The 26,373-nt window shown below is 64.5% G+C and carries 17 protein-coding genes; 6 read left to right on the top strand and 11 right to left on the bottom strand.

The window, feature by feature from the left end; translation table 11 throughout:
- Positions 1-158 precede the first annotated feature (158 nt).
- Complete coding sequence (locus G6O54_RS14815; RefSeq protein ID WP_165226420.1) at positions 159-1,697, bottom strand: hypothetical protein; 1,539 nt, start codon at positions 1,695-1,697, stop codon at positions 159-161.
- A gap of 334 nt (positions 1,698-2,031) precedes the next feature.
- On the opposite strand from G6O54_RS14815, the gene G6O54_RS14810 reads away from it, so the two are divergent.
- The 3 genes from G6O54_RS14810 (at position 2,032) to G6O54_RS14800 (ending at position 6,047) form a co-directional block, all read left to right on the top strand.
- Positions 2,032-3,204, top strand: a complete 1,173-nt coding sequence (locus G6O54_RS14810) for a right-handed parallel beta-helix repeat-containing protein (RefSeq protein ID WP_165226419.1) — start codon at positions 2,032-2,034, stop codon at positions 3,202-3,204.
- Between the two features lie 235 nt (positions 3,205-3,439).
- Complete coding sequence (locus G6O54_RS14805; protein WP_205678808.1) at positions 3,440-4,909, top strand: sulfatase family protein; 1,470 nt, start codon at positions 3,440-3,442, stop codon at positions 4,907-4,909.
- A 46-nt stretch (positions 4,910-4,955) separates the two neighbouring features.
- Positions 4,956-6,047 (top strand): Gfo/Idh/MocA family protein, encoded by a 1,092-nt coding sequence (locus tag G6O54_RS14800; RefSeq protein ID WP_165226418.1) that lies wholly within the window; start codon positions 4,956-4,958, stop codon positions 6,045-6,047.
- Positions 6,048-6,146: 99 nt separating this feature from the next.
- On the opposite strand, the gene G6O54_RS14795 is transcribed toward G6O54_RS14800, so the two are convergent.
- The 4 genes from G6O54_RS14795 to miaA form a co-directional block, all read right to left on the bottom strand.
- Positions 6,147-7,940 (bottom strand): alpha/beta hydrolase family protein, encoded by a 1,794-nt coding sequence (locus tag G6O54_RS14795; protein WP_165226417.1) that lies wholly within the window; start codon positions 7,938-7,940, stop codon positions 6,147-6,149.
- Between the two features lie 280 nt (positions 7,941-8,220).
- Positions 8,221-10,095: a GDSL-type esterase/lipase family protein gene (locus tag G6O54_RS14790; RefSeq protein ID WP_165226416.1), complete on the bottom strand. Its 1,875-nt coding sequence runs from the start codon at positions 10,093-10,095 to the stop codon at positions 8,221-8,223.
- 184 nt (positions 10,096-10,279) lie between these two features.
- Positions 10,280-12,229 (bottom strand): DUF11 domain-containing protein, encoded by a 1,950-nt coding sequence (locus tag G6O54_RS14785; RefSeq protein ID WP_165226415.1) that lies wholly within the window; start codon positions 12,227-12,229, stop codon positions 10,280-10,282.
- Between the two features lie 200 nt (positions 12,230-12,429).
- Positions 12,430-13,377 (bottom strand): tRNA (adenosine(37)-N6)-dimethylallyltransferase MiaA, encoded by a 948-nt coding sequence (gene miaA / locus G6O54_RS14780; RefSeq protein ID WP_250846899.1) that lies wholly within the window; start codon positions 13,375-13,377, stop codon positions 12,430-12,432.
- Between the two features lie 210 nt (positions 13,378-13,587).
- On the opposite strand from miaA, the gene G6O54_RS37350 reads away from it, so the two are divergent.
- Both G6O54_RS37350 and G6O54_RS14770 read left to right on the top strand, forming a co-directional pair.
- Entirely contained in the window at positions 13,588-14,283 is a 696-nt protein-coding gene (locus G6O54_RS37350; protein ID WP_205678806.1) for a hypothetical protein, read from the top strand.
- Positions 14,284-15,136: 853 nt separating this feature from the next.
- Positions 15,137-16,141 carry an SMI1/KNR4 family protein gene (locus G6O54_RS14770; RefSeq protein ID WP_165226414.1) on the top strand — a complete coding sequence of 335 codons (1,005 nt, stop codon included), beginning with the start codon at positions 15,137-15,139 and terminating at the stop codon, positions 16,139-16,141.
- 938 nt (positions 16,142-17,079) lie between these two features.
- Here G6O54_RS14770 and G6O54_RS14765 read toward each other — a convergent pair.
- The 6 genes from G6O54_RS14765 to dndC form a co-directional block, all read right to left on the bottom strand.
- Positions 17,080-18,231 (bottom strand): hypothetical protein, encoded by a 1,152-nt coding sequence (locus G6O54_RS14765; protein WP_165226413.1) that lies wholly within the window; start codon positions 18,229-18,231, stop codon positions 17,080-17,082.
- Positions 18,228-19,829, bottom strand: coding sequence for an ATP-binding protein (locus G6O54_RS14760; protein WP_165226412.1), 1,602 nt, complete (start codon positions 19,827-19,829; stop codon positions 18,228-18,230). Before G6O54_RS14760 ends, G6O54_RS14765 begins: the two co-directional genes overlap by 4 nt.
- An 80-nt stretch (positions 19,830-19,909) precedes the next feature.
- Positions 19,910-21,466, bottom strand: coding sequence for an ATP-binding protein (locus G6O54_RS14755; protein WP_165226411.1), 1,557 nt, complete (start codon positions 21,464-21,466; stop codon positions 19,910-19,912).
- Positions 21,463-23,541, bottom strand: coding sequence for an AAA family ATPase (locus tag G6O54_RS14750; protein WP_165226410.1), 2,079 nt, complete (start codon positions 23,539-23,541; stop codon positions 21,463-21,465). The genes G6O54_RS14755 and G6O54_RS14750 overlap by 4 nt, the downstream gene beginning before the upstream one ends.
- 1 nt (position 23,542) lies before the next feature.
- The gene (locus G6O54_RS14745; protein ID WP_165226409.1) at positions 23,543-23,752 is read right to left on the bottom strand and encodes a hypothetical protein; all 210 of its coding nucleotides are present in this window, start codon (positions 23,750-23,752) and stop codon (positions 23,543-23,545) included.
- Positions 23,749-24,927 carry a DNA phosphorothioation system sulfurtransferase DndC gene (gene dndC, locus G6O54_RS14740; protein WP_165226408.1) on the bottom strand — a complete coding sequence of 393 codons (1,179 nt, stop codon included), beginning with the start codon at positions 24,925-24,927 and terminating at the stop codon, positions 23,749-23,751. The genes G6O54_RS14745 and dndC overlap by 4 nt, the downstream gene beginning before the upstream one ends.
- Positions 24,928-25,141: 214 nt before the next feature.
- Between dndC and G6O54_RS14735 the strand changes: the two genes are divergently transcribed.
- Positions 25,142-26,323, top strand: coding sequence for a cysteine desulfurase family protein (locus G6O54_RS14735; RefSeq protein ID WP_165226407.1), 1,182 nt, complete (start codon positions 25,142-25,144; stop codon positions 26,321-26,323).
- Positions 26,324-26,373: the final 50 nt, after the last annotated feature.

Genomic DNA, 26,373 nt, shown 5'->3' with positions numbered 1-26,373 from the left:
CCATGCCCGGATCGGAAGGCACTTGTAAGGCGACCCGCCCCGTCTTCCTGAACACCGATCGTGAACCAGAACGCCCCTTCAGAGCCCCCCCTTCCGTCGACCTCGGTCTCGAACGGCACCGCCGTGACCGATCACCGAACGGCGCGTGATTCGAAGTCTCAGGGGACACGAGTGACCCGGATGACCACGTCGTGGTGAAACGGCGGGAGGTCGATCGTGGCGCGTGGGCCGCCGTTGATCGGGATCGCGGGCGAGGAGAGGCCGCCGCTCGGGGAGTAGAGGGAGAGGCCATATTTGCCTGCGGGCAGGGTGAAGGCGACGGTCCCGGAGACCGGGGAGCCGGCGGCGGCGTCGGTCACCTCGCGGGCATCGGCCAGATAGGCCACGTAATCCTTGCCCGGGATGGCCAGGGATGCGACCACGAGCGGGGCCGGCTTCTCCACGATCCATCCGGGGGCCGGCCTGGCATGAATGAAGTCAAAATCATGAATAAATCTCGAGAGGTGGTGCATCCAGGTCCGGATCCCGGCGCGGGATTCGGCCGAGCCGGTCTCGTTGCCGACGTTGATCGAGAAGTCGATGTAGTCGTAGTGCCCCCCCGTCATCACGGCGACCCAGGCCCGCTTGCGGTGGATCGTCCAGCCGATCTCGTTGCGGTAGCAGCTCGCGGCGTTGTCCTCGTCATGGACGAAGGGTTTGGCGGCGACCCGGTTCGCCATCAGGCCGAAGTCGCGCAGCTCGGACAGGGCCAGCTCCTTCGACATGAAGTTGCCCATCATGAATGTCCGGCCCCCAAGGACCGTATCGGGCAAGGGATGGACATTCACGGCGTCCAGCGACGGGTCGGCAAAGCTACCGTCGAGGGGCTGAGTGAACTTCGGATGATACGAGAACGCCTGCGACCCGAAGACCAGGTGCGGACGCCCGAGCGTCTTCAGCTCCTCACGAACGACCCGGTTGACTTCGGCCTCCCATGCGTCGACATCGGCCGGTGTCGCATGCCCTGGCATGCCGCCGCCGGGCTCGTTGCAGATCTCGTAGTAGACATTGTCGAAGCCCGCCGTCTCCTGCACGACCTTGCGGACGTACGCGAGCTGGCGAGACACCAGATCCCTGTCCTTGAGGGAGTTGTAGTCCGCGAAATGGCATTGGCCCACGCCCTGCAAGTTGTTCGGAGCTCGGAGCGGGTTGAGGGACCAGACCTGGTCGCCATAGGTGTTGCTCAGCAGCGTCAACTCCACGACGATCCCGAGCTCGGAGGCCCGCGAGAGGAAGCGATGGAGCCGATCGAAGTACTCGGGATTCCACCGATCGAGGTCATAGCGCGGCTCCCCGTCGATCGCCTTGCCCGGCCCCGTCCGGTGCCAGGGGGTGACGAAGTCGGGCGATTCCGGCTTGATCGGCGAGTACGGATTCTGCGCGCTCTGCTGCTCGCGGAAGAGGAGAAACGTCCGCGTCACGGTCTGCCCGAGACGCGCCGCATCGCGGAGATACCGGTCGAAGTCGAAGGGCCGGTTCACGACCGACCCGTAATGCTCCGTCGCCGCGATCAGCACGAGCGGCTTCCCGCGGAAGAGGAAGTAGTGCGGATTCTCCGGATGGATCGCGATCGCCGGCCGGGCCGCACGCTCGTCGGCCCACGCCGCAGAAGCCAGCACCGACAGCGCGGCGAGGACCGTGGCAGGTCGCAGGATCATCGTCTTCTTTCTCCTGACGGAAGGCTCCCGCCGGTCGAGCCGGCCCCGATCTCGTGTGACGTTCAACCTACATGGCCCGGCGATCACGCGAAACAAGTCCCTGGAAAACCGCCCCCGAGACGCGTCGACTCTCGGACAACGGATCGCTCGTCATCTCGAGGAGAAGGGCTTGGAAATGCCGCTGGAATTGTGCGATCGTCTGGGCATGGTTCCCGCGCGCTGAGCGGCTACCCAGACAACAAGCGCGCTGGCCCGCGGAGTGGGCGCGCTGGCCGCACGGGCCTCCTGAGTGTCCTGACCCGTCCCGGGAAATCCCGTTTCGCCGAGGCATGGAATGAAGCGCATCGCCCTCGTCTTGCTCGTGCTCGCCTCGTCCGCTCGTGTCCGGGCCCGGGACGAGCCGACGCGAACGGTAAGCGACGTACCGCACTTGAGGGACGCCCTGGCCCGGGCCCGTCCCGGCGAGTCGATCCTCCTGGCGCCGGGCGAGTACCGGGGCGACGTGATGGTCCAGGGTCTGCACGGAGAGCCCGGGAAGCCGATCGTCCTGAGGGCGAGCGACCCGAAACGACCTCCCGTGTTCCGGGACGGGACGACCGGGCTGCACCTGTCTCGGGTGGCCCACGTCGAGCTCCGTGACCTGATCGTGATCGGGGCGACCGGCAACGGCGTGAACATCGACGACGGCGGCACTCTGGACAGGCCCTCTCACCACGTCCTGGTACGGAATCTGGTCATCCGCGACATCGGCCCGACGGGCAACCGGGACGGGCTCAAGCTCTCGGGCGTGGACGACTTCCGGGTCGAGGGCTGCACGATCGAACGCTGGGGGAGCGGCGGCTCGGGGATCGACATGGTGGGCTGCCATCGAGGGGAGATCGTCGGCTCCACCTTCCGGCACGGCGACACGACCGGCGACAGCGGGGTCCAGGCCAAGGGGGGGAGCCGGGACATCGTGATCCGCCGCTGTCGGTTCGAGCATGCCGGGCAGCGGGCCGTCAACCTCGGCGGCAGCACGGGCCTGGCCTTCTTCCGCCCCAGGCTCGAGGGCCACGAGGCGAAGGAGATCACGGTCGAGGACTGCACGTTCGACGGATCCATGACGCCCGTTGCCTTCGTTGGCGTGGACGGGGCCAGCGTGCGGCACAATACGATCTACCGCCCCAGGCGCTGGGGGTTCCGGATCCTCCAGGAGAACCGGGCGCCTGGCTTCGTGCCCTGTCGGAACGGACAGTTCACCGACAACCTGATCGCCTTCCGCTCCGACGAGATGGTCGTGCCGGCCAACATCGGCGACGCCACCGCCCCTCAGAGCTTCACCCTGACTCGCAACGCCTGGTATTGCCTGGACGCGTCTGGCCGAAGCCGCCCCAGCTTGCCCATCCCCGAGAAGGATGGAACGTACGGGATCGATCCCGGCTTTCGGGATGCCGAGGCCGGCGACCTGCGGCTGCGTCCCGACAGCCCGCTCCGCGCGGTCGGCGCCCGCGAGGGCGACCGGCGCTGAGGTTGCTCCTGGCATCGATTCTCCGCTCGAAGAACCTCTGCTTTACCCACGAGTGGAGCGACGACCGATGATCCGCTCACGTCGCGGCGTGAACGAGACCGCCGCTCATCCCGAGCCGCGAATCGGCCGGATCCCACGGACGTCCCGATGAGGTCCCTCGCGATTCGCACCGGGACGTGGTTTGATGGACCCTCGAGCCGGCTCGGATGGCTCGAAGGGAGGAACTCCGATGTGCATGGTTAACTTCCGACGCGCGGTGACTGCGCAGGCAATGGTCCTGGTGGCTCTGGTCGGTTCCGGGGCAAGCGGGGCGGAGCCGGCGCGGCCGAACATCGTGCTGCTGCTCGCCGACGACCAGCGCGCGGACACGATCGGCGCGTGGGGGAACACGCACATCCAGACCCCGACGCTGGACCGGCTCGCCCGCCGCGGGGCCAGCTTCCGCGGCAACTACTGCTTCGGCTCGAACAGCGGGGCCGTGTGCATCCCGAGTCGCGCCATGCTCATGAGCGGCCGGACCTGGCTTGACGTCCCGCATGACCTTCACGAGGTGAAGTTGCTGCCGGAGGTGCTCCGCGAGGCCGGCTACGAGACCTTCGCGACCGGCAAGTGGCACAACGGCGAGGACTCGTTCGTGCGAGCCTTCCCCAACGGCCGATCCGTCTTCTTCGGCGGCATGGCCGATCACACCAAGGTCCCGGTCGCCGATGTCCGGGATGGCAAGGTCGTCGATCGCCGGATCGCGGCGAAATTCTCGAGCGAGCAGTTCGCCGACGCCGCGGTGGACTTCCTCCGGACGCGGACGGGCCGCGGCCCGTTCTTCTGCTACGTCGCCTTCACCGCGCCCCACGATCCGCGCAACCCGCCGGAGTCGTTCCGGCAGATCTACTACCGGGACCGGCCTCCGCTCCCGGATAACCTCCTGCCCGAGCCCGCGTTCGACAACGGCATCCTCAAGGACGTCCGCGACGAGAACCTCGCGGCCTACCCGCGGCCCCCGCAGGTCATCGGCGACCAGCTCTGCGAGTACTACGGCCTGATCACCCATCTCGACCAGCAGGTCGGGCGGATCCTCGCGGCCCTGGAGGCGTCGGGCCACGCGGACGACACGATCGTCATCTACGCGGCCGATCACGGCCTGGCGCTCGGGAGCCACGGGCTGCTCGGCAAGCAGAGCCTCTACGAACACAGCATGCGAAGCCCGCTGATCATCGCCGGCCCCGGCATCCCCGCCGGTCGAACGACCACGGCCTTCACGTACCTCTTCGACCTCTTCCCCACGATCTGCGCCCTCGCCGGTGCGAAACCGCCGGCCGGGCTCGCCGGCCGGGATCTTCGGCCGCTCTGGACGGATGAGAACGCGAAGATTCGCGACTCCGTTTTCCTCCCCTTCAGCGACCTGATGCGTTCGGTGCGCGACGCGAGGTGGAAGCTCATCGTCTATCCGCGGATCAACCACCGCGAGCTCTTCGACCTGCGAGACGATCCCCACGAGACCCGGAACCTCGCCGCCGAGCCCGGGCACGAGCCGGAGATGAAGCGCCTGACCGTCCTGATGAAGACCTGGCAAGAGAAGGTCGGCGACGCGCAGCCGCTGACCGTGAAGGAGCCGAAGCCGAAAGCGGTGCGATTCGACGACTTCGAACGCAAGCCGGACCAGTGGCAGCCCGACTGGATCGTCAAGAAGTACTTCCAGGGACCGTGACCACGGCGATCAACTTGGTTCCACCGCCGCTCCAACGGAGGAAACGATGCACGGTCGAAGCCGTCGGACCCTGATGCGAGAAGCCGCCGGTCTCCTCGCCGCGCCCCTTCTCGGGGCCCCGGCGCGGGGAGGACACGACGACGTCGGGCCGTCGCCGCCGCGGATCAGGATCGGCCAGATCGGCGTGGGGCACGCCCATGCCACCAAGCTGTCCGTCTACCGGCAATCCCGGGACTACGAGGTCGTCGGCCTCGTCGAGCCGGACGACCAGTTGCGCGAGAAGGTGAGCTCGAACGAGGCCTACCGCGGCCTGCCCTGGATGACTCGCGAGCAGCTCCTCAACGTGCCAGGGCTCCAGGCCGTGCTGGTCGAGACCCGCGTCCGGGACCTGCTCGACGCGGCGGAGGCCGGCGTGAACGCGGGGCTCCATGTCCACCTCGACAAGCCGGCCGGCGAGTCGCTCACCGCGTACCGCCGGATCCTGGAGACCGCGGAGAAAAAGCGGCTCCTGGTGCAGATGGGCTACATGTACCGCTACAACCCGGCCGTGGTCCTGCTCCGCGAGGTGCTCCGGCGCGGCTGGCTCGGCGACGTCTTCGAGGTCCACGCGGTCATGAGCAAGGTGGTGGGGCCCGACGAGCGCATCGGCCTCGCCCAGTACCGTGGCGGGATCATGTTCGAGCTGGGCTGCCACGTCATCGACCTGGTCGTGGGGGTGCTTGGTCCGCCGGCGCGGGTCATCCCTTACGCCCGTCACTCATCGCGGGCGAAGGACTCCCTGATCGACAACATGCTCGCCGTCTTCGAGTATCCCGGAGCGACCGCAACGGTCAGGTCGAGTGCCCTGGAAGTGGACGGAGGCGAGAGGCGTCACCTCGTCGTCTGCGGCACGGAGGGGACGTTCCACATCCAGCCGCTCGACGATCCGTCGGCCCGGGTCAGCTTCAAGACCCCCCACGAGCCGTACCGCAAGGGGTATCAGGACCTCACCTTTCCGAAGTACACCCGATACGTCGCCGACGCCGCCGACATGGCCCGCGTGATTCGCGGCGAGAAGGAGACCGACTTCTCGCCGCGGCACGACCTGGCCGTGCAGCGATCGGTCCTCCAGGCGTCCGGCATGTCCACCGACGCCTGACGGGACTCGAGCGGGCGGCGACGTGGCCGAGCCCGCGGGGGCCTGGGTGTGCCCCGGGCGATTGCCCGTCGCGTCTCCGCTCGATCGTCTGGGGATCCCTCATTCGTCCGCCCAGCGGAGGTTCCTGAAGACCGGCGGTCGGTGCGCCGGGCTGCTCCCCTCGAGCACGAATCGGTCGACGCGATCCCAGCCCGGGAGCCGATGACCGGCTATGTCGCGAAACTGGCCGGGCTCCATCCGCCAGGTCCGCCAGTCGCCCTCGCCGATCGCGGCCGGCAGGACGGAGGAGTACTCGGTCGGGTTCTGGTCCGGAGGCCGGTACGAAAGGCGGACGGTCACCCGATCCGGGACGTGAGCGGCGAGGTGGTCGAGCAGGAGCGCCTTGCGACCTTCCCCGCTGAACTGCGGATCTCCGACCTTCCGCGTGCCGAAGTGGAAGGGCATCGGCCGGGAGCGGGGGAACATGTCCGGGTCGAGGGTGAACCCTCGCCGGCCGTCCGGGCCGGACCATTCGGCGAAGAAGCGTCCCTCCCGGCACGGGTCCGTGAACGCCGGGACCCAGGCCCAGTCGCGCGGAGTCTCCATCGCGTCCACGAGCGATTGCCGTTCGAGGGTCGGCCGCACGCCGGCGAGCGAGGCGACCGGCCTGGTGAACAGCCGCGAGCTGATCCGCACGCCCGATGAGTAGGTGATGCTGGCGAACGCATGGAGCACGTCGGTCGTGGTCAGGAAGGGGGCCGGCCCCGCGAATCCGTCCCCCTGACGATGCACGTCCGCGATCGACCGCCAGAATCGCGCCGTGGGCCAGGCGTTGTTCAGACAGTAGTAGAGGTCCGCCCGTTCGACCCGGTCGGGGTCGGCGGCGACCACGCGGACGACCGGCACCCCGTCGGAGGCGTCCACCTCGACCCGCGGCGACGCGGGCCACGGCCCCCCTGCCCCCTTCAGGTGGGCGTCCATGAACAGCGGCAGCGAACGAGCCTCGGCGGGCTCGACGTGATGGTCGTAGTTCGCCGAGAAGACCTGCCCCTTCACCCGGGCCGGCACGCGGTCCAGGGTGCGAAAGGCGAGGTCCATCCGGCCGTGGAAGTCGTTGGTCGCGCTCAGCAAGAAGACAGGGCACCGGATGGAGGCGGCATGGGCCTCCGGGGCGATGAGCCTGCGCCAGAGCTTCAGGTCGTCGGTCACCGGGGCCGATTCGTCGGGCGGATATGGGTAGAACTCCCACCCACAGCCATAAATCGGGGCCGCCGCCTTCACCCGCGAGTCAAGGGCCGCGATGCTCCAGGTGAGCGTCCCGCCGACCGAGATGCCGAAGACGCCGAGCTTCTCCCCGTCCACGCCCGGCCGGGATTCCAGGACGGTGAGCCCGCGGCGGGCGACGAGGGTCCAGTGATACCACGGGTTGTACCGGGCGGACGGAGTCATCGACAGGCCGCCGCCCACCTTCATCATGTCGGCCGGGACCTTCCCCCAGCGCGTGTACCGCTCGCGCCGAGGGCCCGGTCCCTGGCCCGCGACATTCGCGTCTCCGCAGTAGTCGAAGCTCAGGCAGGCATACCCGCGTTTCGCCCAGAACCGGGTCCAGTCCAGGCTGGCCGTCTGCCCGCCGCCGTGGACGTGGAGGACGCCAGGCACGAGTCCCCGGGCTTGCGCTGGACGGCCGAAGTGGCCGAAGACGCGGACGGCCTCGCCCTCGAAGACTTCGCCCGTGAAGTAGAAAGTCTCCAGGTGGACCTCCCCCTCATCCCAGGATTTGACGACCTCCAAGTCGAGGGGAGCGGCCCGCGGGTCGAACCCGGACCAGAGCTCCTCGATCGTCGCGATCGAGGCGGCTTGCGGCGGCGGGTCGGCGGCGGCGAGCAAGGCCAGAACGAGCGATGGAAGGAACATGTGCCACCTCGATCACACGAAAACAGGCTCATCCGGCACAGCGTGCCTGGGCTTGAGGACGAGGCCAAACCCGGCTCTCCCCCTGACCATGCTTCTCATTACACAAAAGTGAGGCGGTCCATTCCGTTCCCCTCCCCCCTGGTGGGCTTCTCATTACCCAAAAGTGAGGCGGTCCATTCCGTTCCCCTCCCCCCTGGTGGGGGAGGGTCAGGGAGAGGGGGAACAGGCAGGCCGAGGATGAAAGCCGGGCCGTCGCGAGTCCAACATCCCGAGGGCCCCGTCAATCCGGGGCCGTTGCCGGCTCCCACCAGAGGACCCGGGCCGCGAAGATGGCCCCTTTCGCCCCCCGGCGACGGGACGCTTCGTCCCAGAGGCCCTCGGCGACGGTGACCCAGGACTCGCGGTCGGTGATGGGCGACGCCCCGAAGTTCCCGAGCTCCGCGCCACGCTCGGGGACGAGAACCCGCTCGGTCGCGCGGATCACGTGGAGCCGCTCGGGGTCGACCTGCGCGATGAAGAGCGGGGCGCGGTGGCGCGGGATGTGGTCGTTGCCCGCACCTCGGCGGGTGTAGACGAGGAAGAGGCCGCCCGCGTGGGCCAGCCAGTGTTGCTGCGTGTTGTAGCTCCCCAGGTCCTCGCCATCGTCGAAGGTCCACGGCTTCACGGGGCGGAAACGCAGGCCGTCGCCGCTCGAGGTCACATACCCCTTCAGGTCATTGCGGAGGGTCAGGAAATAGCGATCGCCCAGGCGAATGAGCGACGGCTCGTAGAGCCCGCGGGCGACGTCCAGGGCGAGGACGTCGCCGTGCTCGCGATACGTCAGCGCGTCGCCGTCGAAGCCGCAGCGGACGACCGTGACGCGATAGGGGACGTCGGCCGACTTCCCGACGTAGAACGGCACGAGCACCGTACCGTCGGCCTCGACGACGAACTGTGCGCACGCGCTGCGCGCGAAATGGAAGGTCTCATTCGCCGGCATCTCGACCCGCCGCCAGGGCGTCCATCGGCCCGACGGGGGGTCGAAGACCGCGTAGGCCGTCTGGTGGGAACGGGGACGGTCCTCGAGCTGTTCGCCCTTCGCGCTGTAGCGGACCTGGGCGCCCACGGCAAGGACCTTCCCCGACCGCGGGTGATACATCGGGGTGACGTCGGCCACCGCCACGTCCACGCCGCCCGGCTCGCGGACCCAGTCCAGCTCGGCCACGGGCCGGGGGCCCATCCAGGTCCGCCCCAGGTCGGGACTGCTCAGGTCGCTCAGCCCCGAATAATGGTCCGAGGTCCGCAGGTGCTTCTGGAGCGTGATGAGGACCTCGGGCCGAGCCGGACCGCCGGCGCCCGGAACGGCCGTCGCCCTCGGGTGATACCAGAGGAACCGGCCGTCGTCATGCTCCAGGATCGTCCGAAGCTCGGTCCGGAAGGGAACGATCGCGGGAGCCGGACCGAAGGCGGCGCGGAGCGCCGGCGCCAGGGCCTGGGCGAGTTCGCGGTGGCCCCTCGGGTTGGGATGGCAGCCGTCGGTCGTCCACTCGGCCAGGTCCTGGCCCTTCGCGCGGGTCTCGCTCCAGCGGGCGAAATGATCCACGAGCGGGACTCGGCATTCGGCGGCGACCTCGCGACTCGCCTCCATGTAGGAAGCGAGCCGAACGTTGGGGCTCTCGCCGAGTCCGTTGAACGGGGCCCCGTCGGCCCATCGCGGCTCGGTCATCAGGACCGGCTCGATGCCGCGGAGCAGCAGGCCGGCCACGATCGCCCGCAGGTTGGCCCCGAACTCGTCTCGAGAGATCCGGCTCGCGGACGACCCGGGATCGACGAAGCTGTCATTCGTCCCGTACATCACGGTCACGACCCGGGGCCGAACCGCCGCCACGGAGTCGAGCCGCTTCAGGGCCTGGTCGGTCCGCTCTCCGCCGATCCCGAGGTTGACGACCTCGACGTCGATCCCGTCGACCTTGAGGGCACGCTCCGCCAGCGACCCGAACGTCTCCTCGGCCCGGACTCCCGGGCGCACTCCCTTCGTGATCGAGTCTCCCAGCACGACCACGCGCCCGCCCCGCAGCGGAGGGCCGTCGGCCGGTGCGGCCGGAGCGGTCGCCATCAAACTCACGGCGACGACCAGACCACCCAGGCCGGCCGTCGCGGCCGAGCGTCGCGCCATCGTTCACCCCCCGCGCCCCTGCGTGCCCCGAGATCCCGCACTCGCGAAGACGCCGGGCACCCGGCGCCACCCCGGGCACGCCCGATTCCCGAGGCGTGCCGTCGATAGGGTAACGGGGACCGGCACGGCGATCGAGGGGTTCGAGACGGCGAGAGGGCGGCACGGGTTCGATCGAGGGGCCCGGTCAGGGCCCGCCGATGCTCAGGGCGCGGCGCGATTCGCCGACCTTCACGCCGGCCATGTCTTCCAGGGTCTCGTTCGGCTCGAGGCCGTCGTGGAGGAGGAAGACCCGGCAGGTGGCGATCTTGGGCACGGGCTTGAGGATCTTCACCTTGATGGACAGGGCGATCTCCTTGCCCGGCCCGAGGCGCTCGATCGGGGGGAATATGACCTCCCCTTCTTTGCCCGGGTTCACGTGGGCCGGCTTGTTGGGCCCTCCTCCCGTCTCTTCCACCTGGACGTTGGACGAGAGTGCGGCGCGAAGATTCAGGTTGGTGGCTTCCTTTGTGCCGTAATTCCGCACCAGGATCTGGAACGTGGTCGTGCCGTCCACATCCACGACCCGGCGCTTCTCCTTGACGACCAGGTCGACGTCGGCCATCCCTTCGATCTTCGTGTGCCGGCTATCCGACACGTTCAGGCCGTTGTCCCCCCGGGCCTCGAAGTACGCCTCGTAGTCGCCCACGCCTCCCATCCGGACCTCGAAGGAGAACTGGCGGGGCTTCTCCTTGGGCTCGATGAGCGGGACGACCCACGACAGCTTGCGCGTGCTGGGATCGTACTTGCCGCCCGCCGGGGGCGCGGTCAACTTCCCGTTCATGCCCAGCGTCGCCGTCAGCTTGACGTTCCGCGCCGGGGCCGTGCCCTCGTTCTCGAGCGTGATGGTGTACGGGGCGACCATGTCGGTGAATCGCTTGTCGTGGCTGGTGATGGTCATCTTCAGCTTGGGCTCCACGACCTCGACCTTCCGTTCGACCTCGTGCGCTTCCTTGGCGAAGTCGACGTCGGCGCTCGTGACCCTGACGATGCACGACTGCTCTCCCCCCTGCACCGCGTCGACCTCGAGCGGGTCGAGCTCCATCCGCTGGCCGGCGACGAGCTTCTGGAGGGGGAGGGAGAAGCTGTTGTCCTCGGTCGGCTCGGTGCCGCCATGGCGGAGCCCCTTGGAGAGGATCGCCTTGACGATGACGTCCCGCGCGGGGCCGTTGCCCGGGTTGCTCACCACGATCCGGAACTCGGCGTACTTGTTCTTGAGGACCTTCCCCTCGGAGGGGGCCTGCGTCACCTCGACCTTGAGCTGCGGGCAGAGGATCCGGCTGTTGGCCTTGCTGCCGGCCTGGAACGTGACCGTCGCCGCGTGGTCGACGGCCCCGTCTCGCTTCGTCGGCCGGGTCTTCACCAGGATCACCCGTTCGGTGCCGGCGGAGATCGTGCTGATCCGCCAGGCGAGCAGGTTCGGGGCCGGCCGCTCGGCATCCGGCTGCGAGCTCACGAATTCCAGGCCCGGCGGCAGCTCGTCGTGGACGATCACGGCGGCGGCGTCCGACGAGCCGCTGTTGCGGATGATCAGCTTCGCGGTCGACTCGCGGTTGAAGACGATGTCCGGCGGGGCCTGAACCTCGACGCTCAGCACCGCCTCCTGCTTGCCCATGAGCAACTGGTCCGCCGGCAGGGCGAAGCCGGTCCCCTCCGCCGCGGAGGCGGGCGCCGACGCGGGCGGCGCGGCCGGAGTCGCGGCAGGAGCCGCGGGCTGGGCGGGCGGCGTCCCTTCGGCACCTTCGGTCCGACGGACCTCCTCGTCGCGCGTCGGTTCGGGCATCGCAACGGCCGGCTTCGCCGCCGGGGCCTTCGGCTTCGCGGGCGCCTTCTTCGGCGGAGCCGTCGCGTCGGTCGCCGCGGGCTCGTGCCCGATCGGCTTCGCGTCCTGCGGGGGGGCGGGGGCGGGGTCCTGCGGGGCCGCGAGCCCGGCCGGCGGATCGTCGGCCGCGGCAGAGACCGGGGGCAACCCGGAGCCGACGACCTCCCCCGGGGCGGGCGTGGGGAGCGGCGGGTCCTGGCCGCGGGCCGGCCATTCCAGGAGCGTCGGCAGGAGCAGCATCGCCAGCAGGATCAAGATTCGCCGGCCCATTGGCATCAGTCCCCTCCCTGGGAACGGCCCCGATCGAGGCCTGGCGGACGCTCGCCGCCGTGTCACGACGACCCGAGTGCAGACGGGGAAGACCGTCCGGTCGGCCCGATCCTCGCGCAATCCCGGCGCGGGACGGCCCAATCCCGTCGATCAGCCCGGTTGATAGCAGATCGAGACCATGCCGTGAAGGGCAAATCAACCTCCCCTCAGCGGTCGCTCGAACCGGTCGTCAGCTCACGGAACAGGTCGTCGGCGATCGATTCGGCAGACGCCGAGGGATCGACGGCTCGGAGTTGGACCTCGGTCAGGCCCCGGAACCAGGTCATCTGGCGTTTGGCGAACTGCCGGGTCCGCGCCTTGACCCGCTCGACGGCCACGGGCAGCGTGGTCCGGCCTTGCAGGTGATCGATCACCTCGAGATAGCCGACGCCCTGGGCCGGGATGCCGCCGATCGGCCGGGGCGCCGAGAGGAGCCCGCGGACCTCCTCCACCAGGCCGGCCTCGAACATGGCGTCGACCCGCTCGTTGATCCGGGCGTGCAGCTCGGGCCGGGGCCGATCCAGGGCGAAGACCATGGTCCCGGCCGGCGCGGGGCTTGCGTGCTCGGACTGGAGCGAACTCAGCGGCCGGCCGGTCAGCTCGTGGACCTCCAGGGCCCGGACGATCCGCCGCTCGTCGTTGGGATGCACCCGGGCCGCCGTGACCGGATCCGCCGCGGCGAGCCGCGCATGGAGCGCCGGCGAGCCGACCCGGCGTGCCTCCGCCTCCAAACGCGACCGCAACCCCGGATCGGCGCCCGGGCCCTCGAAGAGGCCGCGGAGCATCGCCTTGAGGTACAGGGCCGTCCCGCCCACGAACAGGACGCGTTTTCCCCGGGCCTCGATCTCCGCCGCCGCCGCCTCGGCCAGCCGCCGGTACTCGGCCACGCTCGCCGACTCCCAGGGGTCCAGCACGTCGATCAGGTGATGGGGCACCCCCCCCCGCTCCGCCATCGACGGCTTGGCCGTGCCGATGTCCATCCCGCGGTAGAGCGTCATCGAATCGAGCGCGATCACCTCCGCGCCCAGCCGACGAGCCAGGAAGACCCCCACCGCCGACTTCCCGGAGGCCGTCGGACCCGTCAGGTACACCGCCCGATGCCGCCGTTCAGTCACGATTCCCGCCCGCCGAAACGGCCGCGAAGACACCCGGAAAAATCTCTCGAGAAATACTATACACAGGTACACTTCGCGGCTATAATTCAAGGTGCGGGATGGAGTAAGGAAGCATGGTCCCGATGATACCGCCAGCGATCCCCGGGAAGGAACAGTTCCGGCGACGAGGGCACCAGGATCAGGACGGATTGCCGACGAGGGAGGGTCATCATGCCGAGCTTGCACGCCCCATACCCGAGACTTCACGAGCGGCCCGACGGGGGTTCGCCCCGCCCGTCGGCCCGGTGCTCGGCGCGGCTGAGTCTGTTCATCAACGGGTCGGCGTACCAGGTCCGGCCGCTTGTCGTGGAGGAGCCCGGGGTGGTCCGGGCGTTCCGGCTCCGCAAGTTCGACGGCACCGAGTACGACGTCGTCCAGGCGGAGACGGGGATCGCCTGCGAGTGCCCCGACTTCGTCTTCCACCGCGCGGGTATCGATCCGGGCGGCTGCAAGCACGTCAAGGCCCTGGTCTCCTGCGGGCTGATGGAGTCTCCTCTCGACGAGCAGTACGAGGCCGAGGAGATCGCCCACCCGCGCCCGCGTCCCCTGCCCGGTGACGCGGTGCAGGTCCCCGCGACCGATCGCGTCGCCGCCAACGGCCAGCCCACCACGTTCCTCGAGATCGTCGAGCACGAGGCCCTGGGCTTCCGCGCCTGGGGGACCCCGGTCGGCGGCTTCCTCGCCAACCAGCTCGACCGCGTGGCCCAGCTCATCCGCTGGACCGGCGCGGAGAGCCCCGAGGTCCACGAGGATCGCATGGAAGTCCACGACCGCGAATTCCGCGACCGCCTCTTCGACCAGGGCTACCAGGACGGCCTCGAGGCCGGCCGCCGCGAGGCCGAGGCATGGGGACTCCGCGAGCGGTGAGGGAGCCTTGAGCGAAGCGAGTTCACGACTCGCATCTCCTCGGTTCGTTGCCGGGTGACTTGTCCGTGACGGTCCCATAGGACCCCCCTGAATCCCCCCTTCGAAAGGCTTTGCTTTACCCACGAATGGAGAGGCGACCGATGATCCGCTCCCCCTTGGCTCATCGGCACTCACGGTGCTAGGAAGCCCTGTCTAAGGGGGGGACATGGCGGGCTGGGCGGGCCTTCCGGTCCCCTCCCCCCCGTGTGGGGGAGGGTTAGGGAGAGGGGGCTACCACACCGGCCAGCCGGCCCGGCGTTGATGCCGAGCGGTCCTCATCGGAGCGGCCGGTCTTTCATCCTTGGCCTGCCCGTTCCCCCTCTCCCTAACCCTCCCCCACCAGGGGGGAGGGGATCAGAATGGACCGACTCACTTGTGGGTCAATCAGAGCCCTTACCGAGTGGGAGTCGGAGGGGGTCGCAGGACCATGGCGTACGGCTTATGGGACAGACTCCTGGCCTGGGATGCCGGAAAGTGGGTCTTGGCGACCCGGAGGCGGGGTCGGAACCCGACCGTTTCTGTTGCGCCCTCTCGGGCCCGAGATGCGGCTGGGAACCCGGCCCGGGCGCGGTCGACAGCTCGCGCCGGGCTCGGCCGGAGCCTCGCCCTCCCGGGCCGGGGACGTTTCCCTTCGGGAGGGCGAGGCTCCGGCCGAGCCCCGGGCAGGCCCTTGATGTTCAAGGAAGCCTCGATCCCGCGCAAGAAATCCGGCATGCCTCGCCGGTCGTAAAGACCAACTTTCCAACATCCCTGGGGTAGACTGTCTCTTTTCCGGCCCGAGATTCGAGTCCGATCGATGCCCAGGAGCGGAATCATGGCCGAGCTTGGTGCGGAGTCGAGGGTGATGCTGGTGATGCCGCCGCGGCGGGTGGGGAAGTCGATCGACGAGGGCATCCTGTACACGGAGGTCACTGCGACGGGGGAGGTCGAGATCCGGATCTGGACGGTCGGGTCGGATGAGGAGCGGACGGAGATGCAGCGGTTCGAGGAGGCCGCGAGGCGGATCGACTGGAGCGTGCCGGGCCCGCACGAGGTGCGCTGGGAGCCGGTGCCGAGGAGCAATCCCCGCGTGGCCTGTCCGGAGGGGCCGAGGGAGGATGGCCCCTGGAACGTGGTGTACGACCGAATCGAGCTGCAGGCCGACGACGAGTCGGTCCCGCTACCGACCGCGGAGGACCTGGACGCATTCCAGGCCGAGTCCGGGTTCACCCTGCCGGCGAGCTACCGGGCGTTCGTCCTCCGGTTCGGGCCGGGCCGGTTCGATCACGACGCGGAAATCAAGGTCGCGTCGCCCGGCTATCCGAAGGACCTCACCTGGCACGACCTCGCCCGCCTGAACCGCTTCTATCGATTCGCCAGTCGGAGCGACGAGGACCTCACCGACTGGTTTCCGGACGTGCCCCTCGACCGCATCCGCGGGCTGATCGTGTTCGGGAGCGATAACGGCGGCGACGCGTACGCCTTCGACGCCCGCGACTCGACCGATCCCGCGCGACACGAGTGCGGCGTTTCTCTCCTCCCCCGCCACGGCGCCCTGAAGCGGCTGGCGAAGACCTTCGACGGATTCATCGGCAAGCACGTGATCGGCCGGAAGACGTCGATGGTCTACCGTCCCAACCGGCTCAGCTACTCCCGAGACTACGACGTCGCCCAAACCTTCCTGAACGACACCGGCTGGCCCCTCGGTCCGGACCAGGACGTCGGCGACTTCGCCCACGACCTCTCCAGCGTGATCCACTGCTCTCCCCGCGGCAAGCTCGCACGGGCGTTCAAGGCCTGGCGCAAAACCCACCCCGACCTGAAAGGCGGACTGCTCTGAAGGGGGGCTCCCTGTACGATGGCTGGTGCGGCCGCGCCGCCCCCGCGTCGGCTCCGCGGCATCTGGTCGCGGCTCGTTCCTGACACGGATCGTCACCCGGCATCCGAGGGCCGCGTCGAAGGCCACCAAACATCACCGAGGCCTGCCACGCAGGGCATGTTCGAGGCCAGACACTCAAGGCCAACAGACTGGGTAATGTGCTGAATATAGCGGGTCTGTCAGCCGTGGATTGACGCCGAAGCACGAGACCAATCGCTCGGATGGGGGGCGCGAAATTCGAGGAGCCTCTCGGGAGCCCCCCCCCAGTTTCTCGAGCTTCTCTATCTTGGGTGCGTGGCCACTGATTCCTCCTCCTGATTCCTCCTCGACACGGCGGACCTCGATGTGATGCCCCGCCAACCGGACCCGCGAATTCCGTGAATCCCGAGCCCTGCTCAGCTCCCGACGCTAGCTCGACTCTCGTCACGTACCCACCCCGCCTGCGTCCTGTCCGCGAGAGCCATCGTGCCCCACTACGCCAGCCGTCTTACCTCGACGGAAGCCGAGCTCGCCACCCAGTTCTGACATCCGGGACCTGCGTTGCGTCCCCGACCAGGGCCACGAGACCACGAACGAGCTTCCAGTGATACCCATCCTGTGCCCAGTCTTGAAGGATTTCCCAGTTTCACTGGCTTTCCTATTGATATAAAAATGTCCCCTTTTCCGGCCCTTATTGATATAAGAATGTCCCCTTTTCCGGCCCTCCCCTTTTCCGGCCCTTTTCCGGCCCCTTTTCCGGCCCCTTTTCCGGCCCCCTCGGGAGATGCGTCTCCCCGCTTTTCGAGATTTTCTATCTTGAGTGAGTGGCTACTGAATTCCCAGCGGGACCAGATACCGACGGATTTGAAGTGGTAAATGACCTGATTCGGCCAAATCAATCAAGGCTTATCCTTCGTGGTCTATTCGCAGAATGATTCAAGCACATTATTACGAAAGCTCACGACCTCCGCGAGGTCTTTCGATATTATTCTTACTAGTTCGTTACCTCGCATGTCGAGGTGATCGCCAACATCAAGGGGTTTGAAACGAAATATGCTGGCAATTTCTGGCAGATAGTATCTCAGAAATCGGTCATGATGCGCCTCGCCGGGCAAGCAATCCGACTCATCGAACCTCTTATAGCAAACCACGGACGTCATCATGTGGTAATCGCCAAGTTCGGGCCTGTTGCCAAGTTCTGTTCGATGATACAGGTAGATTTTCCGGTGAGTTCCGATCCACCTATGCTTCAAAGCAATGTTTGCAATAATCTTGGGCAAGATGATCGAGAAAAACACAGGGAAGTTATCTTCCATGAGTTGACCGGGGTCGCCATGGGGATAGCGCTCGGTAAAAGCCGCTGACAGAACCTCATGACGCAGATTGGACCTCGCGCTCCTGATGAGATCTCCAAGTGCAGTTTTATTGATATTTTCTTTGTGGACATAGGCAGTAAGAAAAAGCGAGAAACCCTCACACTCATGTCCGTCGTGATCCGAGGCGCGATTCTGCCATTCGAAGATTCGCTCAAAGGTCTTGAGTATTGGGCTGTAGGCAGGGCCGAGAGGCGGGAACAAGTTTCCGAACAAGTCAAGATTGATAACGTCAAATGGAAACAAACCGACGAATTTCTCGTGGAGCGCCTTACACGCGAATTTTCGTCGGATGCTCGAATCATCGGGCACCTTTTCGCTTGGATCAAGCCTCGACTTTCCTCGAGTGTGATTATCATCCCTGAATAGAACAAAATCCTCAAACTTCTCCATAAATCCGGCTTCACCGGACCCAAGGAGACTCGCGATCTTTGCGAACTCTTGCTCATCGGCCTCACAGTAATAGACGTTTTCAAGGCGTCCAGATGACCTGTCTCGCTTTAAGAGCTTCGCACGTTCAAGCATAAATACGTCGATGGCACTCGACGCGCAAAACGTGAAATAATTCATAGGCTGAGTCCTTCGTTTCCCGTTGATCGCGCGCCGGACTGCCTGATGCCGATACTTAAGGGCCTGGAGCCAACCGTCGTATCGGACAAAGTGCTTTACGATGTCTGTGTCGTAATCGATCCTGCTCATGACGCCGTCGAACCTCCGAGAATCTGAAACGCGATCTCCGCAATAGATTCGGAATCCTCGGCGTGCAGTCTCGCCAGCATGAATGCGACAGCTATTCTCTCCGCCGCTATGCGAGCAGTCCTGTTCTTCGGCCAAAGTGGATGTTCGTGGATGACAATGCGGTGCTTCTTCTCGTCAATATTTATCGGTACTGGTTCGCTGGTCTTCTTTCCATCTCTCGAGACTGTGTAACGCATATTGACGACGGCTTTGATTGACTCAGTGAGAGCGCTATCCCCCGTTGTTCTGGTTGATTCCGACTTGCGGCGTCCAGATAGAGTCGAGGCACGTAACGCTGATGGGAAAACGTCTTCGTTCAGAAGCTTGTGTATATGCCGCTGCATCGCCATGAAATGAGGGTGAACTTCGTTGAAACTGTGCCTATCGATGTTGAGCGCGTCTTCGAGGCCGTGCTCGACGAACACCTCTCCGCTCAACCAGTCTCGTCGAAAACCTTGAACCTTTTCGTAGTTCAAGCAGGTGAGGTCATAATCGCCAATCGCAACATTGCGTACGCGAACCAGAATACCCCTCAACTCGGCGGGCTTTATCATTCGCGTTTGAAGGTAAATATAACCATCGTACTTGAGGCGGCTGCCTTCTATCTTCCCGTCAAACTCGATTGGGAACGCCCGTGATTCAAGCTGGAGAGATTCCTTGTGCGGCAGCAATGCAGGTTTGCGAATTGGTGTTCCATCGAGTTTAACTGTGAAGTTGTAGCCTGTGAGAGCCGCAGAGAGCTTGCCCGCTATACCGATGGCCTCGGTAGCCGACGCCACAACTTGGGTCTTGGAATCGTGTTCCGAGGAGGCAATGATGTAATCGGCACGCAACGGTCCCTCGTCTACATAACTGACCGGGCAGGAGATGCATAGCTCCCAAAGAAGTTGCCAGTAGTCCCCAAGCTCTCTTATTGAACGCTTGGAAAGGACCTCGCTCAGAAAGCTCGAAAACCGCATGGGGACAAGCTGAAAGGCTTCTCGCACAACATCGTCGCTGTATCTCTGCGTGTAGGACGGGTGCATGTCTTTCGTTGACAGGAAAACCCCGGCAGCTGACTCATCGTATCGGATTTCTTTGCAAGTATATTGGCCAACCTCAAGATCAATGTTCTTCTCAGTATCAGCCGACGCCAGTTCATCACGTCGGTAAGGCCGAAGGTTAACGACGGCCTCGAATGCGGTGCGTGTCTCGCGATGATGCGAACTGATTTTGAACTGATAGCAGACCTGAGCTATCGCCAACAACCCAATGCCAATTCGCCCGATCAGCGGCCGTCCAGTTGCTGTGACCTCGTTGTCATCGGCCATGCCTACGCGTTTCCTGCTGTTGCCGATACCTCCTTCCATCAGCCGCTCGAACTCTGTCTTGGACATTCCCGTGCCGTTATCCTTGCAAGTAAGCGTGTCGAATCTTGGGGAGTTTGTGTTGATCTCGACGAGCGTCGCGTCCGCGTCAAAAGCGTTGCTGATAAGTTCCTTCAGCGCGTTGGCGGTACTGCGATAGAGCCCAGAGCTAATATGGACCAGGGTTTTTGACGAGAGTTTAATAGCTGGCATCTTGCCCCCTCCACGCCATGTGTCACTTGACGGCGATCTTGATCTATCGAAATTTCACGCGTGAATCCGGTTTATGATACTCAAGCTTTCTCGCGCTCTGCAGACCAGCACATAATCCGCTCCGGCTCCCGCCCTGGCAGCTTCGCGAACGCAACCCCAGGCGGCAGGAATGTATCGGCGAACTCATTCGGCTGCAACCGCCTACCGAAGGTACCTTGAAGAGACCGAAGTCCCCTCTGCGTTTGTACGCACGCAAACGCAATCACAGTACCTAATTGCGTCATGAAAGAGTCCGCCTGACCATCGAAATCGCTGGGATCTTGCGAGAGAAGCATGACAACCTCGCCCTTCGAGCGGCCTTGCCGCACGAGGTCGACCAGCGACTGATATCGCTTGTTCGCCAGGATTCTCCGGGCCTCGTCGATCACGAGCAGGTGCCTCAGCGTCCTGTACCCTTCGACGACCGGGGATTCCTGTTGCGAGAGCATGAAGGTACGAAGCGAGTCGAGGATTAGGAGGATGACAAGTTTCTTTAGCTCCTCCGTCGCGACCGTCTTCAGGCTAAGGACCCAGCTCTGGCCGAAGAATTCGGACGGGGTCGAAGATGCGGCGAAGACTTGGAGCTGCGTCAGCTCGTTGAGTCGGCTCAGGATGCTATCGTGCTTCTTTCCGGCTTGATCGAGTTCCCGCTTGTAAGCCTCTCGGACCGCGGACAGGTCCCTCTTTCGCTCGTGACGGATGACCTTCTCGACCGCTGTCCGAAGGATGTCGAGTTGGATGTCGCCCGGGTGGTTGCAGCACAAGGCGATTGAGTCCCTGAACTGCATTGCCGCCTGAGTGATACTGGCGTTGCCGACGTCCGGGTCGGGAAGGAAGTCGAGTGGGATGGATTCCATCCCGACCTCGACAGCCTGCATGGAGGGGAGCCCCGCTCCGAGGGCACCAACAGCACCCACGCCGGAGACGAACTCGCCCTTGGGGTCAATGAAGAGAAGTGGGATGCGAGCCGTACTCGCAATCTCGACGGCGATCTGGACGCCGGTCGTGGTCTTCCCGCTTCCGTTCTTGCCCATGAGGGCGATATGAGGCGCCTTCCCGGGTGAGTTGATCGAGAAAGTTACCGGAACCTCGCCCGGGAAGGTCCTCGACACGCTCCCCACCTTCAGGCTGATCTCGCCAGACACCCCTGGGGCAAACCCTGCGCTCGCCTTCGCTCCGAACGAGCTTGGTAGCAGTTGGGCCAGGCGGGTGATGAAGCGAACCTCATCTTCCCCGCACTCCTCAAACTCCCCCTGCAGCAGTCTCGCTCCCCTTAGCCAATGTGCTTCGAGCAGGGTGCGGAAATCGTCGGGAGTGGCACTCTCGCCGAGCTGGCCGTCGATCGCGATGATAGACATCCAGAGGTCGATCTCATCGCCAAAGAGATACTCTCCCGCGATCGGCTTCCCGCGTTCATCGGTCGGCCTGACGGGCTCCGGCGGGGCCGAATCGCAAAGAGACCGTCCGATAGACAGCCTCGCCGATTCGTACTTCGCGGTAAGGCCCAGCTTGGCGCGTATCCTGTCCTCAAACGATTCAGCTTGCAGGGTCGGCCTGAACCCGCCCTTCCAGATCTGTTCCTTAAAATCCAGGTTCATCTGCCGATCCCGTCAAAGTACCTGTCCGGATAGACGACCGATTCCTGCTTGTTCTGGTCGAACTCGACGAGGAAGTACTGCCTTACCTGCCCCTCGATCTCCTCAAAAACGGAGCCGGCAACTTCCGCGTCGTGCGTCAGGATTATCACCTGATCGAGGTCTACGTTCATGAGAGCCTTGAGCAGTCGGCGGCGGTATCCCTGGTCAGCATTGCCCAAAGGGGTGTCGATCACGAGCGGAACGCGTTTCTGAGTGATTTCCGCGAGAGCGAGGGAAAAAGCGATGCCGAAAGAGCGGCGTTCGAAGCCACTCATCATCTCGATTAGGGCATCGGGAGCATTGGGGCGGCGCAAAACAGGCGCCCCGCTCTCAGGGAAGACGATTTTTCCCTTTTGATACCGCTTGTCGGCGATCCGAACGAAGTGCGACGTCACCGAGTCCTGCAATCGCTCGACTGTGATCGGGCGTAATTGTTCACTCAAAGACGAGAGGACGGTTCGTGCCCTTTCGGCGACCGCGATCCGCTTCTGCTCAGGTCCAAGTTTGGCGAGCAACTCCTGAAATCGGCCAATCTCAGCGTTCAAATCACGCAGTTCGGCCCGCCGCTTCTTAACTTCGTTCTCGGCGGCACCCAGCTGGCGGCTCGTTTCCGAGATCTGCTCGCCGATCTCGCTGAGCTTCTCGCTGATCTTCTCGACCTCTTCCGGCAGGGTCCCGATCCGCTCCCGCCGCCAGACCGCGTCCTCTAACTGCTGCCTGGCATCCGTTAGCCTTTTGGCACGCCCCCGAATGTCGGCGACGCTCTGGCCCTTTGCCACATTGAGCTGCATCATCAGCCGGTCGCGGCTCTCTCCTCTGACGTGGCCCAGGATGTACTCCGCGGCGCAATCATTGGGGGGCGGGATGTAGATGCGCTCGATCGCCGCTTTGAAACGATCCCGGAGCCGCGACCAATTCCCAGCATCCAGATCATGCAGGATAGGATCTGACGAGTGCGGCTCGGGGAGGGCGAGTTGGAGGACCTCGTCGCTACGCTGGATCGTGCCGTCCCGGACATTCTCCCATCGCTCACGGGCAGCCTCGGCATTCAGACGGTTCGCGACGGAGGTCGCCAGGCGTGAAAGCGCCAAAGCGATGCCCATCTTGCGGGCTGATTCCGTGAGGGACTTCTCGGCGTTCCGCTTCTCAGTCTCCGCGCGGTCCACCGCCGCGTGGATCTGAACCAAGTCATCCCTTCGCTCGCCGCCGAGCTTCGACAGCGCTTCCTGGTTGTGCCTCTGGTCGGTTTCCAGGGATTCGCGTTTCTTCTCCAGAGAGCGGATCGTCTTTTCCAGGTCGACGATCTCGGACTCGAGAGCATCGCGGACTTGTATCTTCTCATCCAACTGCACTTGCTGGGAGTCGGCGTTCTTCTTTCCGCCCAGCTTCGAATGTGAGAGCTGGATAAACTGTTTGGTGGCGTCGAGCGCCTCTTCAACAACCCGGGTGCCGAAGAGCACTTCCACCGCCTTCTTCATGCCGTCCTGGCCAGAGTTGTTGATGAGCGTCTGGGCCTGCTCGCCGTCGAAGAAGAAAGCGGGCATCACGTCGGCGCGAAAGAGGAACCTCTCTAGTCGGGGGATCGCGGCGTCGAGACCGGTGTGGAGTTTCTGTGGCTTGTCGTCGAGATACAGTTCGAGCGTCTCGAATGCGTCACCGCTTTTAGGCGACCCGAAAGACGAGAAGAACCAGCGTCGAATGATTCTGATCTCCGACCCTTCCTCTTTCGCGGTCGGGGTGAAGACGAGTTCGACAGAAGTAGGCTCATCCGACGTCGAAGTCGAGCGGCGAAACCGTCGGATCGCCTCTCGATACCGTGGTGCGTCCTCGCCGTCTGTGTGAGTGAACCCCTCCGCGTGTCGCAGGCCGAACCTCCCAAACAGACCGACGTACAGCGAGAAAAGCAGGCTGGTCTTGCCGTGCCCGTTCATCGCCCCGACGAGCACGAGGGGGCGACGGCCGCTCGGCTTCTGGAACCGAAACTCGGCATCGCCGTAACTACGCCAGTTTGTGAGATGGACTTTGGACAGATACATGTCACTTCTTGGCCGAGCCGGATCGGGTCAGATACGAATCAATACAAGTTGATATATCACTGGCGAGACCTTCTTTGCGGCCGGAGCCGGAGAACTTCTCGACAACCTCACAAAGCTCGACGATGAGCTGGGTGTCTATGTTGTTGCGACGGCACAAGTCATCAATGATCGCGCGAGTGTCGCGATCCTCAAAGCAGGCGGGCGTCCTCATGGTATCTCCGATCGTGGTGCCGCGAGCTGATTCAGCCGGTCCATATCCCTCAGAACGGCCGTCGTCTCATCCCGGCCCCACCAGTCCTTGATGAGCCTGACCTCATGGTCGGTGATCAAATCAAGCCCGGTCTGCGCCTGCATTGCGACCAGCTCGTCAAGGAGCATTCGCCGGGCTTCCAGCGTGAGCGGTCCGAGGCCAGGCTGCCCGTTTCTGCGAACCTTACTCCGGTGCTCAGGAGACTCGGACACGGCCTTGATGCGCTCGCGAAAGGCCGACAGCGGCTCCAGGTATTCAAACCCAGCGTCGATGAGCCCGGTAAGTGATCCGTCCTTGTCGACGACGGTGCAGGTCCAGCAGCCGAATCGCGCCGAAGTGCTGCCGCAGGAGGGCGAGTCCGCCTCGCTCATCACGAATGGGCATTCCCCGCCTTGAGCGTTCCGGTAAAGGGTCACCAGTTCGCGATGGTTGCCGCCCCACGGGGCCCGGACATTTAGGAGGATGTGCCAAACATCGTCATTCGTCAACTCGATGATGGGTCGGAAGATCAAGCAACCCTTTACATCGTTGTGCGGGCTGAGCCTGCCTTCCGTCGCTTTCGCCTCGTATCCTTCGAGCCGTTTGGCTCTTGCGATTGACTCGGCCTTCCGTACACCGAGGAGTAGGATGACCTCGCCACTGGCGCTCGCCTTTTCCCGGATGAATCGGGTAGTCGGCCGAATCTTCATTCGGTCGGTGCACCAGCGAAAATTCCGGTTCGGAGCGGGGTAGCCCCGCCCAAGGAGGTTGACCCAAAAGGTCCAATCCTCTTCGGGATGGGTCTGGACGACCTCGATGGGGAGCCCCAGGGCCGAGACGCCCTCACTGATCAGCGCCAGTGTTTTAACCACTTGCGATTGGTAAACTGGGGATTCGACGAGCGTGTCGTTGGAAAGGACGTAGACCGATCGAGTGCGCTGATCGGGCGAAATCGTCAGGATCGATTCGATCACCACCTGTAGAAGGAGCGTACTGTCTTTCCCCCCAGAGAAACCTAATATCCATGGTTTATCATGGGATTGCAGGTACTCTTCTCGGATGGTTCGCCGAATCTCCCGGAGTCGGTCTGGGAGCGTGCTGACATCAGCCATCGCGTAAAGGGCTGTTTCGCTTGTCCTTGCGGTCGCTACCTTCATCAAGAGCCTCCAACTTGGCCGGGCGAATCTATAAAGAATTTCTTCGGCTCGCGAGGCCTTCGTAATCCATACTATCCGACTGCTAGGAGCAACCGAGAAAGCCGGCACAGGAATTCCGAACCGATTCTCGTTTAACAGTTTACAACTCAAATTTCCGCCGAGCAAGTTGGTCCCGGAAGCTCTCCGATACTCTGCCTTTACGGTGGCGTGCGCAATGCAGACTGAAGTCCTCGAACATCCGATCTACCTGGACTACGCCGCCACGACGCCAGTCGATGAGCGCGTGCTTGACGCCATGCTCCCTTGTTTTCGTACAGCTTTTGGAAACGCCGCTAGCCTCCACCGAATGGGGCGTGCAGCTGCTGAGGCCGTAGAACGAGCCAGAGAGCAAGTAAGCGACTTGGTGGGTTGTTTCAGTCGTGATGTCATTTGGACGAGCGGCGCAACTGAAGCCAACAACCTCGCCATCAAGGGCTTCGTCCGCTCGGCCGGAAGACGCTCTCCCCACATAGTCAGTCAGAGAATCGAGCATAAGGCAGTTCTTGACCCCCTAGATTCGCTGCGGCGGGAAGGGGTCGATGTCACGTTGCTCGAAGTGGACGCCAACGGCCAGATCGATCCGAGTGTCGTCGAGAAGGCAATTCGTCCAGAGACAGTCTTGGTCACCCTGATGGCAGCCAATAACGAATTGGGTACCCTGACTCCCCTACGGGAGATCGGCGCTATCTGCGGTAAGGCCGGAATCGCCATCCACACCGACGCGAGCCAAGCGGCAGGTAAGATCCCGATCAACGCGCGAGAGCTCGGGCTGACGCTGATGAGCGTTTCGGGGCACAAACTATACGGGCCGAAAGGGATAGGGGCGTTGATTTTCCGTCGTGAAGCCGGAACGAAGATACTTACGCCGATCATCGATGGCGGTGGTCACGAGCGAGGGATGCGTAGCGGCACCCTTAACGTGCCCGCAATCGTTGGGCTTGGCGTGGCCTGCGAAATCGCCGTCAGCGAGATGACCGAGGATGCCGAGAGAGTTCGGGGCTTGCGGGATGACTTTGAATCGACGCTGCTTGCCGAGATCCCAGACACGTTCGTGAACGGGGTTGATAGCCCTCGGCTGCCGAACATCTCCAACATGTCTTTCGTTGGGGTCGATGCCGAGAGTCTGTTGTTGGCCTTAGACGGCATCGCTGCCAGTACTGGCTCCGCATGCACTGCGGCTTCGATCGAGCCCAGTCACGTACTCAAGGCGTTAGGTCTGCCGGTGCCAAGACAGAAGTCCTCCGTTCGATTCAGTTTCGGCAAGCCGACGACGCTCAAAGAGGTTCGCCGAGCCCTAGAAATGATCATTCCCACAGTTCACAGCCTGCGCAGACTGGCCGATGAGGCGTTCATCTAGCCTCGCAGGCTCAGGCCGGTGGTGCGACTTGCCATGGACCAGATCCGGCC

The sequence above is a fragment of the Aquisphaera insulae genome, from assembly GCF_011064615.1.
GTDB lineage: Bacteria > Planctomycetota > Planctomycetia > Isosphaerales > Isosphaeraceae > Aquisphaera > Aquisphaera insulae.
The sequence above is the reverse complement of the archived record's forward strand: the minus strand, read 5'-3'. Positions and strand labels throughout refer to the sequence as shown.

Coding starts and splice junctions, on each gene's coding strand:
- G6O54_RS37350 (WP_205678806.1), top strand. CDS start 13,588: ATGCCGAGCTTGCACGCCCCATACCCGAGACTTCACGAGCGGCCCGAC.
- G6O54_RS14760 (WP_165226412.1), bottom strand. CDS start 19,829: ATGCCAGCTATTAAACTCTCGTCAAAAACCCTGGTCCATATTAGCTCT.
- G6O54_RS14735 (WP_165226407.1), top strand. CDS start 25,142: ATGCAGACTGAAGTCCTCGAACATCCGATCTACCTGGACTACGCCGCC.
- G6O54_RS14810 (WP_165226419.1), top strand. CDS start 2,032: ATGAAGCGCATCGCCCTCGTCTTGCTCGTGCTCGCCTCGTCCGCTCGT.
- G6O54_RS14805 (WP_205678808.1), top strand. CDS start 3,440: ATGGTTAACTTCCGACGCGCGGTGACTGCGCAGGCAATGGTCCTGGTG.
- G6O54_RS14790 (WP_165226416.1), bottom strand. CDS start 10,095: ATGGCGCGACGCTCGGCCGCGACGGCCGGCCTGGGTGGTCTGGTCGTC.
- G6O54_RS14815 (WP_165226420.1), bottom strand. CDS start 1,697: ATGATCCTGCGACCTGCCACGGTCCTCGCCGCGCTGTCGGTGCTGGCT.
- G6O54_RS14770 (WP_165226414.1), top strand. CDS start 15,137: ATGGCCGAGCTTGGTGCGGAGTCGAGGGTGATGCTGGTGATGCCGCCG.
- G6O54_RS14745 (WP_165226409.1), bottom strand. CDS start 23,752: ATGAGGACGCCCGCCTGCTTTGAGGATCGCGACACTCGCGCGATCATT.
- G6O54_RS14800 (WP_165226418.1), top strand. CDS start 4,956: ATGCACGGTCGAAGCCGTCGGACCCTGATGCGAGAAGCCGCCGGTCTC.
- G6O54_RS14765 (WP_165226413.1), bottom strand. CDS start 18,231: ATGAGCAGGATCGATTACGACACAGACATCGTAAAGCACTTTGTCCGA.
- G6O54_RS14785 (WP_165226415.1), bottom strand. CDS start 12,229: ATGCCAATGGGCCGGCGAATCTTGATCCTGCTGGCGATGCTGCTCCTG.
- dndC (WP_165226408.1), bottom strand. CDS start 24,927: ATGAAGGTAGCGACCGCAAGGACAAGCGAAACAGCCCTTTACGCGATG.
- G6O54_RS14750 (WP_165226410.1), bottom strand. CDS start 23,541: ATGTATCTGTCCAAAGTCCATCTCACAAACTGGCGTAGTTACGGCGAT.
- G6O54_RS14755 (WP_165226411.1), bottom strand. CDS start 21,466: ATGAACCTGGATTTTAAGGAACAGATCTGGAAGGGCGGGTTCAGGCCG.
- G6O54_RS14795 (WP_165226417.1), bottom strand. CDS start 7,940: ATGTTCCTTCCATCGCTCGTTCTGGCCTTGCTCGCCGCCGCCGACCCG.